The organism is Clostridium chromiireducens, assembly GCF_002029255.1.
In the GTDB taxonomy this organism is placed as follows: domain Bacteria; phylum Bacillota; class Clostridia; order Clostridiales; family Clostridiaceae; genus Clostridium; species Clostridium chromiireducens.
Genome location: NZ_MZGT01000045.1, coordinates 1 through 14,463, shown reverse-complemented (window position 1 = coordinate 14,463; position 14,463 = coordinate 1). Strand labels below are relative to the sequence as shown.

At 31.1% G+C, this 14,463-nt stretch carries 12 protein-coding genes and 7 tRNA genes; 13 read left to right on the top strand and 6 right to left on the bottom strand.

What is annotated here, in order from left to right; translation table 11 throughout:
- The first annotated feature begins 12 nt into the window (after nt 1-12).
- Nucleotides 13-1,908 carry a Lon family ATP-dependent protease gene (lonC, locus tag CLCHR_RS15970; protein WP_079440824.1) on the top strand — a complete coding sequence of 632 codons (1,896 nt, stop codon included), beginning with the start codon at nt 13-15 and terminating at the stop codon, nt 1,906-1,908.
- A 137-nt stretch (nt 1,909-2,045) separates the two neighbouring features.
- Nucleotides 2,046-3,383, top strand: coding sequence for a replicative DNA helicase (locus tag CLCHR_RS15965; RefSeq protein ID WP_079440823.1), 1,338 nt, complete (start codon nt 2,046-2,048; stop codon nt 3,381-3,383).
- Between the two features lie 123 nt (nt 3,384-3,506).
- Here the strand turns inward: CLCHR_RS15965 and CLCHR_RS15960 are convergent, their stop codons facing one another.
- Nucleotides 3,507-3,845, bottom strand: a complete 339-nt coding sequence (locus tag CLCHR_RS15960) for a hypothetical protein (RefSeq protein WP_079440822.1) — start codon at nt 3,843-3,845, stop codon at nt 3,507-3,509.
- 144 nt (nt 3,846-3,989) lie between these two features.
- On the opposite strand from CLCHR_RS15960, the gene proC reads away from it, so the two are divergent.
- Nucleotides 3,990-4,796: a pyrroline-5-carboxylate reductase gene (gene proC, locus CLCHR_RS15955; protein ID WP_079440821.1), complete on the top strand. Its 807-nt coding sequence runs from the start codon at nt 3,990-3,992 to the stop codon at nt 4,794-4,796.
- 214 nt (nt 4,797-5,010) lie between these two features.
- Here the strand turns inward: proC and CLCHR_RS15950 are convergent, their stop codons facing one another.
- On the bottom strand, nt 5,011-5,532 hold the full coding sequence (locus CLCHR_RS15950; RefSeq protein WP_079440820.1) for a hypothetical protein: 522 nt from the start codon (nt 5,530-5,532) through the stop codon (nt 5,011-5,013).
- A 338-nt stretch (nt 5,533-5,870) separates the two neighbouring features.
- On the bottom strand, nt 5,871-7,055 hold the full coding sequence (locus CLCHR_RS15945) for an NAD(P)-dependent malic enzyme (RefSeq protein ID WP_079440819.1): 1,185 nt from the start codon (nt 7,053-7,055) through the stop codon (nt 5,871-5,873).
- A 252-nt stretch (nt 7,056-7,307) separates the two neighbouring features.
- On the opposite strand from CLCHR_RS15945, the gene CLCHR_RS15940 reads away from it, so the two are divergent.
- The 3 genes from CLCHR_RS15940 to CLCHR_RS15930 all read left to right on the top strand — a co-directional run bounded on the left by CLCHR_RS15940 (nt 7,308) and on the right by CLCHR_RS15930 (nt 9,983).
- Entirely contained in the window at nt 7,308-8,594 is a 1,287-nt protein-coding gene (locus tag CLCHR_RS15940) for an adenylosuccinate synthase (RefSeq protein WP_079440818.1), read from the top strand.
- Nucleotides 8,595-8,700: 106 nt separating this feature from the next.
- Nucleotides 8,701-8,883 carry a DUF1858 domain-containing protein gene (locus CLCHR_RS15935; RefSeq protein ID WP_079440817.1) on the top strand — a complete coding sequence of 61 codons (183 nt, stop codon included), beginning with the start codon at nt 8,701-8,703 and terminating at the stop codon, nt 8,881-8,883.
- A 344-nt stretch (nt 8,884-9,227) separates the two neighbouring features.
- The gene (locus tag CLCHR_RS15930) at nt 9,228-9,983 is read left to right on the top strand and encodes an acyl-[acyl-carrier-protein] thioesterase (RefSeq protein ID WP_079440816.1); all 756 of its coding nucleotides are present in this window, start codon (nt 9,228-9,230) and stop codon (nt 9,981-9,983) included.
- 89 nt (nt 9,984-10,072) lie between these two features.
- On the opposite strand, the gene CLCHR_RS15925 is transcribed toward CLCHR_RS15930, so the two are convergent.
- Complete coding sequence (locus tag CLCHR_RS15925; protein WP_079440815.1) at nt 10,073-11,317, bottom strand: BaiN/RdsA family NAD(P)/FAD-dependent oxidoreductase; 1,245 nt, start codon at nt 11,315-11,317, stop codon at nt 10,073-10,075.
- A gap of 311 nt (nt 11,318-11,628) precedes the next feature.
- On the opposite strand from CLCHR_RS15925, the gene CLCHR_RS15920 reads away from it, so the two are divergent.
- The 7 genes from CLCHR_RS15920 to CLCHR_RS15890 all read left to right on the top strand — a co-directional run bounded on the left by CLCHR_RS15920 (nt 11,629) and on the right by CLCHR_RS15890 (nt 12,237).
- A tRNA-Glu gene (locus CLCHR_RS15920) sits at nt 11,629-11,703 on the top strand.
- Between the two features lie 14 nt (nt 11,704-11,717).
- Nucleotides 11,718-11,793: transfer RNA gene (locus CLCHR_RS15915), tRNA-Val, on the top strand.
- Nucleotides 11,794-11,799: 6 nt separating this feature from the next.
- Nucleotides 11,800-11,876, top strand: a tRNA-Asp gene (locus CLCHR_RS15910).
- Nucleotides 11,877-11,886: 10 nt separating this feature from the next.
- Nucleotides 11,887-11,961 (top strand) — tRNA-Thr (locus CLCHR_RS15905).
- A 27-nt stretch (nt 11,962-11,988) separates the two neighbouring features.
- A tRNA-Glu gene (locus CLCHR_RS15900) sits at nt 11,989-12,063 on the top strand.
- A 15-nt stretch (nt 12,064-12,078) separates the two neighbouring features.
- Nucleotides 12,079-12,154, top strand: a tRNA-Val gene (locus tag CLCHR_RS15895).
- A gap of 6 nt (nt 12,155-12,160) precedes the next feature.
- Nucleotides 12,161-12,237, top strand: a tRNA-Asp gene (locus CLCHR_RS15890).
- A 157-nt stretch (nt 12,238-12,394) separates the two neighbouring features.
- Here the strand turns inward: CLCHR_RS15890 and CLCHR_RS15885 are convergent.
- Nucleotides 12,395-13,375: an ATP-binding protein gene (locus CLCHR_RS15885; RefSeq protein ID WP_079440814.1), complete on the bottom strand. Its 981-nt coding sequence runs from the start codon at nt 13,373-13,375 to the stop codon at nt 12,395-12,397.
- Nucleotides 13,368-14,366, bottom strand: a complete 999-nt coding sequence (locus CLCHR_RS15880) for a DnaD domain protein (protein WP_169896819.1) — start codon at nt 14,364-14,366, stop codon at nt 13,368-13,370. Before CLCHR_RS15880 ends, CLCHR_RS15885 begins: the two co-directional genes overlap by 8 nt.
- Nucleotides 14,367-14,463: the final 97 nt, after the last annotated feature.

Sequence of the window (14,463 nt, the reverse complement as noted above, 5' to 3'; positions counted from 1 at the left end):
GGAGGATTAATTTTGAATTCATATGATGACACAAGCCTACTGCAGGATATTATTTCAGGAACTTTATCATTAGATTCTCAAATAGAAGCGTTATTTTCTATAACTAAGAATATTCTTGATAAAGGTGCGTTTAGAGCTAGAACAGTTAGATTTAAATTAGATAAGTATATACAATCAGCAAATCTTTGTGATAAAATTTTTGCATTGAATACTATTTTAGCTGAGGGTAAGGATCTAAAGTCTGCACCCAAAAAAGAGGAATTGCAGCAAGCTATTAATAAAACTGTAAGGTTAATTTCAAATGAATTAGCAAAAAGATATGTTCAAAATAAGATTGAGTCTCAAGTTGAGCAATCAATTATGGAGAAACAAGAAAAGTACATAGATGAAGTTAGGCTCTCAGTTATAAATAAGCAAAAAGGTGCTGAAAATAAGAAAACAATAAATAAATTAAATAATTTGATAGAATTAGACAGTAGGACTACCAGTAAGAATATTATGAGCTTTCTAAGGCCATCTAATTTTAGTCAAGTAGTTGGTCAAGAGAGAGCGATTAAATCTCTAATATCAAAACTTTCATCTCCATACCCTCAACATATAATATTATATGGGCCTCCTGGGGTTGGTAAGACTACAGCGGCAAGACTTGCGTTAAATGAAGTTAAGAAACTTTCGTTTACTCCATTTGATGACAAATCTAACTTTGTTGAGGTTGATGGGACTACATTAAGATGGGATCCTAGAGAAATTACAAATCCTTTATTGGGATCAGTACATGATCCTATATACCAAGGAAGTAAAAGAGATTTAGCTGAAGTAGGAATACCTGAGCCTAAACCAGGATTGGTTACACAAGCCCATGGTGGAGTATTGTTTATAGACGAGATAGGAGAATTAGACTCTATGCTTCAAAATAAGCTTTTAAAGGTTTTAGAAGATAAGAGAGTTGAATTTTCATCATCATATTATGATCCAGATGATGAAACGATTCCTAAGTACATTAAGTACCTTTTCGATAATGGAGCACCAGCAGATTTTGTTTTGATTGGAGCTACCACTAAAAGTCCTAGTGAAATAAATCCAGCATTAAGATCAAGATGTACTGAAGTATACTTTGAACCACTTTCATCAAAGGATATTATTCTTATAGTTGAAGATGCTGCTAGAAAGTTAAAGGTTATACTGGAAGATGGCGTTGCTCAGAAAATAAGTAATTATACCTTTGAAGGAAGAAAAGCCGTAAATATATTGACGGATACATATGGGTATGCACTGCACCGTACTAAACAGTTTGTAGAGGATTTAGAAATAAAGCTATCAGATTTGGATGAAGTGATATCGATTGGAAGGTATACTCCGTTTGAAAGATTAGTAAATATAAATAAGAGCGAAGTAGGTCATGTTTATGGTTTAGGAGTAAACGGATTTTTAGGATCTACAATTGAAATAGAAGCAGCTGTTTTTCCAGCAAAGAAAAAAGGAACAGGTGTGGTTAGATTCAATGATACAGCTGGGTCTATGGCGAAGGATTCTGTATTTAATGCGGCCTCTGTTATTAGAAATTTAACCGATAAAGACATTAAAGATTATGATATTCATGTTAATGTTGTTGGTGGAGGAAAAATTGATGGGCCGTCAGCAGGAGCTGCCATCACAATTTGCATAATAAGTTCATTATTAGATAAACCTATAAGACAGGATATGGCGATTACAGGAGAAATATCTCTTCAGGGAAAAGTTAAACCAGTAGGAGGGATATTTGAAAAGATATATGGAGCTAAGAGAATGGGAATACAGCTTGTTATAGTTCCGAAAGATAATGAAAAGGAAATTCCTTTAAATACTGAAGATATAGAAGTTAAAGCTATAGCCTCTATAGAAGAGATTATGGACATTGCTTTTAGCTAATTTAATAAAATAAGCCTCCTTGATAAGGATAGGAGGCTTTTTTTTATTCCTAACAAATGATAGAATTAGAATTATTATATACATATGATAAAGTGCAGAATAATTGTCAACCGATAATTAGATAGGAGGAATAAAGCTTGGATGCATCAGTAATGAGGAGTTTACCTCAAAGCATAGAAGCAGAACAATCAGTTATAGGATCGATGATCATTGATAAAAATTCTATTGCAAAAGTTCTAGAAGGTTTAGAAGAAGAGGATTTTTATAGGGATGGTCATAAGGTAATATATAGAGCTATATTAGAGATGTTTAGGAATGATATAGCTGTGGACTTATTAACTTTATTAGAATATTTAAAGAGCACTGACATGCTTGAGAGAGCTGGTGGAGTAACATATATAACAGAATTGAGTTCGTCTGTACCTACTACTGCAAATTTAAGCGCATATATAAAAATTGTTTCAGATAAATCTACTTTGAGGAAACTAATTAAATCATCGACGGCTATAATTGAAGAAAGTTATAATAATCAAAGTAATGTAGAAGATGTTGTGGATAGTGCTGAAAAGAAGATATTTAACATAGCAGAGAAGAGAACATCAAAGGATTTTGAGCCACTAAGTGATGTATTAGAAAGAGGATTTGCACAAATAGAAAAACTTTTTAATGATAAGGGTTCAGTTACAGGAGTTCCGTCAGGATTTACTGATTTGGATGCAAAGACATCTGGATTTCAAAGTGGAGATATGGTATTAATTGCGGCTAGACCTTCAATGGGAAAAACAACATTTGCATTAAATATAGTAGAGAATGCAGCACTTAGAGAAAATAAGAGCGTTGTAGTATTCTCGTTGGAAATGTCTAAGGAGCAGCTAGCTTATAAATTACTTTGTTCAGAAGCTAATGTTGATATGTTAAAGCTTAGAACAGGTAATTTGGAAGATAAAGATTGGGAAAACATTGCTATGGCCGCAGGGCCATTATCCAAGGCAAAGATTTATATAGATGATACAGCAGGGGTTACTGTTATGGAGATGAGATCAAAATGCAGAAGGCTTAAGATGGAATATGGAATAGACTTAATTGTTATAGACTATTTGCAGCTTATGTCTGGAGGTGCTGGTTCTGATAATAGACAACAAGAAGTATCTGAAATATCTAGATCTATTAAAGCATTGGCTAAAGAAATGGAATGTCCTGTAATAGCCTTATCGCAGTTATCGCGTGCTCCTGAACAAAGAGCAGATCATAGGCCAATGTTATCTGACTTAAGAGAATCAGGTTCTATAGAACAGGATGCAGACGTAGTTATGTTCTTGTATAGAGATGAGTATTACAATAAAGAAACTGAAGATAAAAATATGGCTGAATGCATAATGGCTAAACAAAGAAACGGTCCAGTTGGTACTGTTAAACTTGCTTGGCTTGGACAGTTTAGTAAATTTGGTAATTTAGATGTGATTCATAGAGAATAAAATTTAAAGAAAATAGAAAAACTAAGAATAAAGATATAAGAACAGTTTGACATAACTATTCTTATATCTTTGAGTATTGTAAGTAATATTCATTTGAAGAATATTATTGTTGTATTATATAAGTTAAGCCATTTTAGGTATTATTAATTTTATACTGTCTTTATATTCGTGCAGTAATATATAATCTAAATCAATTTTTAAAAGATAAAAGATTCTTTGAAATAGAAGTTGCTTAAAATCATCATCGAGCATAAATTTTAGTGTTAAAAAATTATTTTTATATGATATTTCTAATACGTGTTTATCGTCGTAAAATGAACTTATATTTATATAGTAAAAGTCTGGACTTTCTTCAATATCGCATGTGGGAAGTTGTTCTTTAGGCTCATGATACAAAATAGAGTCAATAAAGTTCTCTGGGCTGATTAAAGAATTATTATATACTAAAGAATTATCTTTCATATATATTCCTCCCTTCATATTTAACTATAGTTTGTGAGTTTTGATACAAGCTATCCTATGATTATGGTGGTTTATAATTAAGATATTCATATAAAATCATAAAATTTCAAATAATAACAAAAATTTTTTAATGGGGGCTATGAAATGAGTAAAAAAGTTGGTTTTATTGGTTGTGGTAATATGGGGAGTTCAATGGTTGGAGGTCTTATTAATTCAGGCTTTCTAAAAGCTGAGGATATAATAGTATCAACTAAAACCGAAGCATCTTTAAAGAAACTAGAAGCGCAGTTTCAAGTGAAAACAACTTTAGATAGTACTATTGTTGCAAAGGAATCAGATATTATCATTTTGGCTATCAAGCCTTTTATGTTTAAGCAAATGATAACTGAAATTAGATCAGAGTTAACAGAAGATAAATTGATTATTACTATAGCTGCTGGAATTACAATTAGTAATATGGAAGAATGGATTAGCGGTAATTCTAAAATAATTAGAACAATGCCAAATACGCCAGCCCTTGTAGGGGAAGCAATGTCAGCTATATGTCCTAACAAAAATGTTACCAAAGATGAGCTAGACTATTGTTTTAAGATTTTTGAAAGTTTTGGAGAGTGTGTTCAACTAGAGGAAAAAGATTTTCACGGATTTATAGCATTATGTGGATCGTCACCAGCATATGTATTTATGTTTATAGAGGCTATGGCAGATGCAGCAGTAAAATTAGGAATACCTAGAGTTAAAGCTTATAAAATGGCAGCTCAAAGCGTTTTAGGATCATCAAAGATGGTTCTAGAAACAGGAAAGCATCCAGGCGAATTAAAGGATATGGTTTGCTCACCTGCTGGTACAACTATAGATGCAGTAGTTGAATTAGAAAAACTAGGGTTTAGAAATAGTGTCATACAAGCAATGGATAAGTGCGCAGAGAAATCAAAAAATATGCACAATTAAAAAAAGCGCGAAGCGCAATTAAGATCCTTTCACAATTAAAAAAAGTGCGAAGCGCAATTAAGAACTTAACACCAATAAAAAAGTGCGAATTACAATTAGGAATTTATTGAATAGAATTAATAATTTAAGTTATTAATCTAAAATGATAAACAAAATAATGGGAAGCTGAATGTTTATAATACATTCAGCTTCCCATACTTTTATTAGTTTTAATTCATAAAACTGATATTAATTCAAAAGATTTAGATATATTATAATAAAATTCGAGATTTTCCTGACTATTAAAGAAGCAAGGAAAGTTTAAGTTATAATTTCCCCAGATACTGATAGGTTTGTAAGTAAAATAAAAAGTAAGAAAAAAAATTTCCCTTGTATTTAAACGAACTAAAAAAGGTATAAGATCTTTATTGAGAAGTTTAAAAAATACTCCAGTATGTTTATCAAAACTTAAATGGGATTTTAATATATCTTTATCTTCATCTGGAACTAAATCAAGAAGCTTTTTTTTATCAGCATCTGAAATTTTATTTATATAAAAATCTACATAAGCGCTACAATTATTTATTTCGAAAATATATTCTATAAATTTGATAAAGTTGTTCTCTCCGTTTTCAATGCTATTAGCCATGAGAGTAAAATTTTTAAAGGAATCGAAGCCTTCCAAAATATTATTAAATCTTATACTGACTTCGGATTTAAAAGCATCATCATCTATAGGGATTAGTAATTTAGCCATATAATTCACTCCTAATATGATTAATATCAATTTTATATTAACTAAATGATTTGATATTGTCTAGGATTAAGTTCTTTTAGGGAGAGAAAATACTTATCAACATAACATTTAAAAAAATTTTTTGTGCATAAGATTTATAATAATATAATGTGGATAATTATATTATATTAATTCTGTGGATAAATTCTAAAAATAATTTTTATTAAAATGTATTTGTGGATAAAGTTAAGATCGTCTTTTGTATGCATAACTCATCAGTAAAGGAATAATAAAAACCTATAATTGAAATATAAGTTCAACTATAGGTTTTTATTAAAATAAATTATTCAAGATTAAATTCAGAAATATTGAATACTAGCAACTCCACTTCTAATTGCAGCCTCTTTGACAGCCTCTGCGACTAAAGCTTGAACCTTGAGATCAAATGCTTTAGGAATTATATTTTCAGGAGTTAATTCATCAGATGATATAGCATTTGCAATAGCATAAGCAGCAGCTACTTTCATCTCTTCATTAATTTCTGTAGCTCTTACATCTAATGCGCCCCTAAATACTCCTGGAAAGGCCAATACATTGTTTATTTGATTAGGATAATCTGAACGACCAGTACCCATTACTGCGATTCCAGCTTCTTTTGCATCTTCAGGAAAAATTTCAGGAGTTGGATTAGCCATTGCAAATATTATTCCATCTTTGTTCATAGTTTTAACCATATCTTTAGAAACTATATTTGGAGCAGAAACACCAATAAAAACATCTGCACCCTTTATAACATCTTTAAGTGTACCAGCTTCATTATTTGGATTAGTTATATTAGCTAGCTCTTGCATGTAAATATTATGACTTAAATCTTTATCTCTACTTATTACGCCATCTATATCACACATTACTATATTTTTAACTCCCGAAGAAAGTAATAACTTACATATGGCAGTTCCGGCAGAACCGGCACCATTTATAATTACTTTGATGTCTTCTAGCTTTTTGTTTACTATTTTTAAGGCATTCAACAGACCTGATAAAACAACTATAGCTGTTCCGTGTTGGTCATCATGAAATACTGGTATATTTAATTTCTCTTTCAATTTTCTTTCAACTTCGAAACATCTAGGAGCTGAAATATCTTCTAGATTTATTCCACCAAGAGTTGGCGCGATATTTACAACTGTATTAACAATTTCATCTACATCTTTAGTGTCTAGAACTATTGGGAATGCATCTACATTACCAAATTCCTTAAATAAAATACTTTTACCTTCCATGACAGGTAAAGAAGCAAGCGGACCAATATCTCCAAGGCCTAAAACTGCAGTACCATCGGAAATAACAGCAACAGTATTCCATTTACGAGTATATGTGTAAGCTTTTGATGGATCTTTATGTATCTCACGACAAGGCTCTGCAACACCAGGTGTATATGCAAGACTTAAGTCCTTGGCAGTTTTTACCTCACATGTAGGTTTGATTTCATACTTACCTTTTTTTTCTTCATGAAATTTTAAGGCTTCTTCATAAATATTCATTAAAAACACTCCTTAATATGTTAAATATATTTAAATTCACTGAAATATAGGCTTTAAGATAACATTATAAAACAATTATACGAATTATTTATAAAAAAAGCAAAAAAATATTCGATATATAGTTGACCATAGAAAGGTACTTTGCTACTATTTAAAAGGAGAGATTAAAATAATTTTTAATAAAACTCCAAATTAATAATTAAAATTAAAGCTAAAAGTGCAAGCTTATTTATATTAAGGGAGGCAAGATAAATGTCAGCATTTATTGTTTTAGGAGCGCAATGGGGAGATGAAGGAAAAGGAAAGATGACAGATTACTTAGCAGAAGAGGCTAATGTAGTTGTTAGATTTCAAGGTGGAAATAATGCTGGTCACACTGTAATGGTTGGCGATAAAGAATACAAATTACATTTAATACCATCAGGGATTTTATATGATGACAAATTAAATGTTATTGGAAACGGAGTAGTTGTTGATCCAAAGGCTTTATTTCAAGAAATAGATTATTTAGAAGGTGTTGGAGTTAAAGTTACACCTGAAAAGTTAATCGTAAGTGACAGAGCTCAACTTATCATGCCATATCATAAGATATTAGATCAATTAAAAGAAAAGGCTAGAGGTAAAAATGATATAGGTACTACAGGTAAGGGAATAGGACCTTGTTATACGGATAAATTTGAAAGATGCGGAATTAGAGTTTGTGATTTAATGCATGAAGATGTTTTCGCAGAAAAATTAAGAGAAAATGTTGAAATGAAGAATGCCTATATTACAAAGATATTAGGTGGCGAAGCATTAGATTTTGATGAAATATTAAAAGAATACTTAGAAATTGCTAAGAAATTAAGACCATTTGTTCAGGACACATCTGTTAGAGTATACAATGAAATAAAAGCTGATAAAACTGTTTTATTTGAGGGTGCTCAAGGAATGCTTTTAGATATCGATTATGGTACATATCCATATGTGACATCATCTAATACAACTGCTGGAGGAGTATCAAGCGGTGCTGGAATAGGGCCTAATATGATAACAAATTCAGTAGGGATAACAAAAGCATATACTACAAGAGTTGGTAAAGGGCCATTTCCAACAGAATTACTTGATGAAACTGGAGAGTGGATCAGGGAAAAAGGACATGAATATGGCGTAACTACAGGAAGATCAAGAAGATGTGGGTGGTTAGATCTAGTTATAGTTAAAACAGCTGCTAGAGTAAGTGGATTGACTTCATTGGCAGTAACTAAAATCGATACACTAGCTGGTTTAGAAAAAATTAAAGTATGTGTTGGATATAAATTCAATGATACAGTAATAGATTACTTCCCAGCAAGTTTAGAAGATCTAGCTGAATGTGAGCCAATATATGAAGAATTTGATGGTTGGGATGATAGTGTAGCTGATGTTAGAAGTTATGATGAACTACCTGAAAATGTTAAAAAGTATTTAGCTAGAATATCAGAATTTACAGAAACTAAAATTTCAATAGTTGGGGTTGGTCCGAAGAGAGATCAAACTATGAGAATAGACAGTATATAGCCTATTGTTTAGTATTATACTCGGGTATTGACTTTATGTTTTGTATAAAATATAATTTTATTGTAGACAATAATTACATAAAAGTTATATTAAAGAAGGTGAAAGTATGATAACTAAAGATATGACAATTGGTGAAGTAGTTAGTTCAGATTCATCTAAGGCTCAAGTTCTAATGAGTTTTGGAATGGGATGTGTTGGATGTCCATCAGCTCAAGCTGAAACTATAGCTGAAGCAGCAACAGTTCACGGATTAAATTTAGACGATTTATTAGAAGCATTAAATAGATAATAATATTGTTCATTAGAGGATTTTCTTTTTAGAGAGTCCTCTTTTCTTCGCACTAATATCACAGTAATTAGAATTATGGATTTTAAAAATTAAGCGAAAATCAATAATTCTATTAACTCTTATGTGTTAATAGATGATAAAATATATTATAGTAAGATACAGCTTTACTGAAATTAGGGCTGTATCAATAGATAAGGTAACAAAGTATACAATAAGGGGGGAGAGAAACATTGTTGAATTATAAATAATTTAAGGTAATAGTATAAGTGAAAAATTATTGTGGATAGAAAGAGGTTTTTAACTATGAAGTTTACCTGTTATTTATTAATAAGCAATGAATAAATATGAGTAAAAGTTTTACTAAGAAATATGAAATACACTATTATGAAGTAGATTCTAAGTTAAGATGTAAATTGTCATCTTTGATTAATTTTATCTGTGACGTAGGTACTCAGCAATCTGAACACTTGGGCGGTGGAATAGAATATTGCACAGAAAATAATTGTGCATGGGTTTTCTATAAGTATGATATTAAAATAAATAGGTATCCAATGTTTGGCGAAACTGTAAGCATTACGACTCAGCCTATAGGATTTAAAAAGTTCTATGGATTGAGGGCGTATTTTATAAGAGATGAGGAAAATAATATTGTTGGAGAAGCTCAGGCACTATTTTTCTTGATTGATATTAAAAAAAGAAGACCTATGAGGATACAAAAAGAGCAATATGATATTTATGGGGTGGATGGAGATGTAGACTATGACATAAGTATGGATAAAATAGAAAGGGTTGATGAAGAGCAGTATCAGAAGGAGTTCAGAATTAGGTATAGTGATATTGATTCAAATAATCATGTTAATAACGTTAAATATATTGAGTGGGCAACTGAAGCTGTTCCTCTGGATATTGTTAATAGCTATATTATTAAAAGAATTAAAGTGACATTTGAGAAAGAGACTAAGTATGGAGATACTATATCATCAATTGCAACAGTTAAGGAAGTAAATGATGATAGTCTAAAATCATATCACACTATAAGGAATGGAGAAGGAGATACTGTTACTTTACTTGAAACTGAATTAGAAAGGTTAAAAGAATAACCATTAGAGTAACAACTATAAAATTTTTAAGAATTTTATAGTTGTTACTTATTTTTAATATGTAATCTTGAATAATTTTTATTAATTGATTATCTACTAGCAGCAGACTTGGCAGCTAAATAGCCGGAACTCCATGCCCATTGAAGATTAAAACCTCCACAATCACCATGAACGTCTAAGATTTCTCCACAGAAGTATAAATCCTTAACTAGCTTGGATTCTAAACGCTTATTGTTTACCTCAGAGGTATTTACACCTCCTACAGTGACTTGAGCATTAGGAAAGCCGTTAGTATCTATACAATTGAAATCCCATTCTTTAAATCTATCAATTAATTTGTTAATGTTCTTCCAATCAATATTGCTACAAGGCAAATGGATATCTTTTATTCCAACGTCTTTTAATATCGTAGGAATTAATTTTTTGTTTATTACTCCAATTAATGCAGATGATATACCTCTGTAATTAAACATTGAAAAATGACTAGAAAAGAAATTTTCAATATCTTCTTTGCTTTCATATGGAAACATATCAAGTCTTATAGTAACTTTTGAGTTGTTATAAAGAGCTTTAGAGGCATGAGATGATAACTGCATTATAGGAGGCCCAGAAATTCCATAGTCTGTGAATAGGACTTCTCCAACCTCTGTACGCACTATTTCATCGTTAACTAGAAGAGAAACAGAGCCATCAAATTTAATCCCAGATAAAGCTTTTAAGTAAGGGTAATCTAATTTTAACTGAACAATACCAGGAAGCGTGCTTATAATGCTATGACCAAAAGATTTGCATAACTTGTAACCAGAACCATCTGACCCTGTTTTCACGGCAGATTTACCCCCACAACTCAAAATAAGTTTATTGCAGGAAAAATTTTTAAATTCTTCGTTATTACTGCATAAAGTAAAAATCTTATTTTTATTTATAGAATTAATTTTACAATTTGAATATAAAGGTATTTGTCTATCATCCAGAGCCATTCTAAATATATCTATGACAGAAGAAGCTTGAAGAGACTTTGGATACATTTTACCATTTTCTAATTCAACTAAAGGAAGTCCAAGAGATAAAAACATATTTTTTGTATCCTTTACTGTGAATTTATTTAAAGCTTCTTCAAAAAAAGTATTATTTTCACTATGAAAGCATTTATATGGATATGATATACTTTTATTGGAAATATTGCATCTTCCATTTCCTGTAACAAGAATCTTTTTACCAATTCTATCGGTTCCCTCAATAATAGCAACATCAATTCCAAAGTCTTTTGCTATTATTGCGGCCATTAAGCCTGATGCACCACCACCGACAACTATTAAATCGTGATAAATCATTTTTTTAATCACTCCTTAGTTTTATAATAAATAAATTTTATCATAGTAGTGTTAACGTTAAAAGAATCAATAATATAAGTTGTTAAATATTTTATTATGTTTATTTTTATTATTAACAAAAGCCTAGTAAAAATCACATTATAGAGCCAAAGAATAGCTTTTGAAATCAATAAAATAAGATAAAAATAAAAAAAATGAAAAAATGTGTTGACACGCAATCTAATTTTAGGTATTATAGTCTATGTGGTCGGCAGCTTGAATAACTAAAGGATATAAAGTTAAGATATTTAAGCGAAAGACAATATAAGCATGGCTCCTTGGTCAAGCGGTTAAGACACCACCCTTTCACGGTGGTAACAGGGGTTCGATTCCCCTAGGAGTCACCATTTATCTATCTTATGGGCGCATAGCTCAGCTGGGAGAGCACCTGCCTTACAAGCAGGGGGTCACAGGTTCGAGCCCTGTTGTGCCCACCATAAGATGGCTCAGTAGCTCAGTTGGTTAGAGTGCCGGCCTGTCACGCCGGAGGTCGAGGGTTCGAGCCCCTTCTGAGTCGCCATTTAAAATATGCTGGCATGGCTCAACGGTAGAGCAGCTGACTTGTAATCAGCAGGTTGTAGGTTCGATTCCTATTGCCAGCTCCATTTTAAATAAAACATAAAACTTAATATGGCTCCTTGGTCAAGCGGTTAAGACACCACCCTTTCACGGTGGTAACAGGGGTTCGATTCCCCTAGGAGTCACCATTTTATCTATCTTATGGGCGCATAGCTCAGCTGGGAGAGCACCTGCCTTACAAGCAGGGGGTCACAGGTTCGAGCCCTGTTGTGCCCACCATAAGATGGCTCAGTAGCTCAGTTGGTTAGAGTGCCGGCCTGTCACGCCGGAGGTCGAGGGTTCGAGCCCCTTCTGAGTCGCCATTAAAGAACAAGTTCTAGTATAAACTAGAACTTGTTTTTTTATTGTATTTAAATATCATCTTGCTATACAAGTAATTTTCACAAAGAAAAATAATTGTTTCTTTTAAAGGTGTTAAAAGCTAGAGTACATTATATATTGTGCTCTAGCTTAATTCATTTATCTGTTTTTCTCAAGATTCTTCTTTATTCTTATATCCTCTGAATAAAATTTGCAAAGCTTAAATTCACCAATTAATCTTGAAGCGATTCTTTCACTGTATTGCTTTGTAATTCCTGGTAGAGTTAAATTGGTTGAGATAAGCATTTTTCTTTTACTAAGAATTCTTTTATTTATAACATTAAATAATTCAGTAACAGAAAATTCATTAAGATGTTCCGCACCTAAATCATCAATAATCAATAAATCACAATCAAGTATTAACGACTCTAGAGAGGAGTCATTATTAAATCTTATGTCTCTTAAATTCTTAATTAATTCATCTGAAGTTTTGTATATAACTAAATATCCCATATCTAATACAGCTTTAGCAATGCAATAAGATAAATAAGTCTTTCCACTGCCTGGATTTCCATAAAATAGTAGATTTGTTGAGATTGCAGAGAAGTTTGGAAGATAATCTTTTAATATATATTCTAAATTATTCTCCATATTTTTTCGAGGGGAAAACTTCTCATCCCCAAGTTTATGACTTGAAAATAAACTTAAGTCAAAATTATCAAAGTTATTTGATGCAATGGCACTTTCAAGTTCGGAATTTTTATAGTATAGCTTAATTAACTTATGTTTATAGCAACTGCACTTAATATTACCAATAAATCCTGTATCTTTACATTTGTTACAATGATGATGCAAGTTTAAATATTCAGGATCATATCCTCTTTCAACCAGCATTTCACATTTTTTTACTCTTAAATCTGTAATACGTTCTTTAAAATTGTCTATTGTTTTTTCCCCATCTCTAGATTTAAGAATCGATACTGCCATCTGCAAAGACATTCTTTGAATCTGATTATCTAATTCAATAATTTCAGGATATTTTTCAGATATCTCTGCTCTTCTAGATTTTAGTGATTTAGCTTCGTCTTCTCTAAGTTTATCATATATTTTTAAAATTTCAGTTTGATAGCCTTTAATCATCATTATCCCATCCTAAAAGTTTTTTTTCTAAGGAATCATAATCATACTCTCTTGCCTCAAAATTATTGAACTTAAGAGGAGATTTTTCGGTATTACTATTATTATAGCTTTTTTGGTATTTAACATTTTTATTATTCTTAATATCTTTAATAGCTATATCTTCTAGAGTTCTAATATTATTTTTATTCCAATTAGATAGTATACCATCAATATACTTAAAATCTGCTCTATTTAATCTTTCAAAACATACATCGCAAGCTTTTAAAATAATTTCATTTGGAAACTTATAAATAAGAAGCCATTTTTCTATCAAGTCCTGTTGAGGTTTCATTATATCAGTATTGTTAATACCTAAATAGGTTAATATTTTTCTTATGTTAAGCCACTTATCTTCGGTCTTCTTAATTAAATTTTGTGCTTGTTCAATATTAGTTATCTTTTGATCGTGCCAAGCCAATGCCACCTTTTCTATATATCGCGAATCACTTTTACCTTTTGATATACAGTATTCCATTAAAATCAAAATTAATTCAGAAGAGAAACCGAATTCTCTTTGCCAATTTAAGTAAATTGACATTTCGTTTGGTGATAGTGGTCTAGCTAAAAGCGTTTCTATATCTTTTAGCATATCTTTGGTGCTAGAGCTATCAAGAGCTTCTAATAAGTCTACTTGATTATTAGGTTTAACTGGTTCGTCAACTAAATCTATAAATTCAACATTAAAGTTACCCATTTTATCTATTTGAGTAAGCTTTATAGCTCCCTGATCATTCCAATAATTGAGTGCGTTCATAATATCAGATTCTAATAAATTAAGTGAGGAAGCTAGTATTGATGAGCTAACACCTAACTCTCCAGAAATATTATGCTTTAGCATTAATAAATAAATTTTTACAAATTCGCCTCTAGCTTGTGGCATGTATTTTTCTATAAATACATTACTAACAGGAGTAAATCCTTGAGATTTATTTTTCAACATAAATGTGCTCATTCTATTTACCACCTACCTTTCTAAGTATTTTATGATCCATAATACTAAATAGAATAATACGGCAAACTGCTGTATATAAATAATTATAGCATATTAT

What these genes read in the sequence shown, in the direction of transcription:
- CLCHR_RS15960 (WP_079440822.1), bottom strand. Translation starts at nt 3,845, where the DNA reads ATGAAAGATAATTCTTTAGTATATAATAATTCTTTAATCAGCCCAGAG.
- proC (WP_079440821.1), top strand. Translation starts at nt 3,990, where the DNA reads ATGAGTAAAAAAGTTGGTTTTATTGGTTGTGGTAATATGGGGAGTTCA.
- CLCHR_RS15950 (WP_079440820.1), bottom strand. Translation starts at nt 5,532, where the DNA reads ATGGCTAAATTACTAATCCCTATAGATGATGATGCTTTTAAATCCGAA.
- CLCHR_RS15945 (WP_079440819.1), bottom strand. Translation starts at nt 7,055, where the DNA reads ATGAATATTTATGAAGAAGCCTTAAAATTTCATGAAGAAAAAAAAGGT.
- CLCHR_RS15940 (WP_079440818.1), top strand. Translation starts at nt 7,308, where the DNA reads ATGTCAGCATTTATTGTTTTAGGAGCGCAATGGGGAGATGAAGGAAAA.
- CLCHR_RS15935 (WP_079440817.1), top strand. Translation starts at nt 8,701, where the DNA reads ATGATAACTAAAGATATGACAATTGGTGAAGTAGTTAGTTCAGATTCA.
- CLCHR_RS15930 (WP_079440816.1), top strand. Translation starts at nt 9,228, where the DNA reads ATGAGTAAAAGTTTTACTAAGAAATATGAAATACACTATTATGAAGTA.
- CLCHR_RS15925 (WP_079440815.1), bottom strand. Translation starts at nt 11,317, where the DNA reads ATGATTTATCACGATTTAATAGTTGTCGGTGGTGGTGCATCAGGCTTA.
- CLCHR_RS15885 (WP_079440814.1), bottom strand. Translation starts at nt 13,375, where the DNA reads ATGATTAAAGGCTATCAAACTGAAATTTTAAAAATATATGATAAACTT.
- CLCHR_RS15880 (WP_169896819.1), bottom strand. Translation starts at nt 14,366, where the DNA reads ATGAGCACATTTATGTTGAAAAATAAATCTCAAGGATTTACTCCTGTT.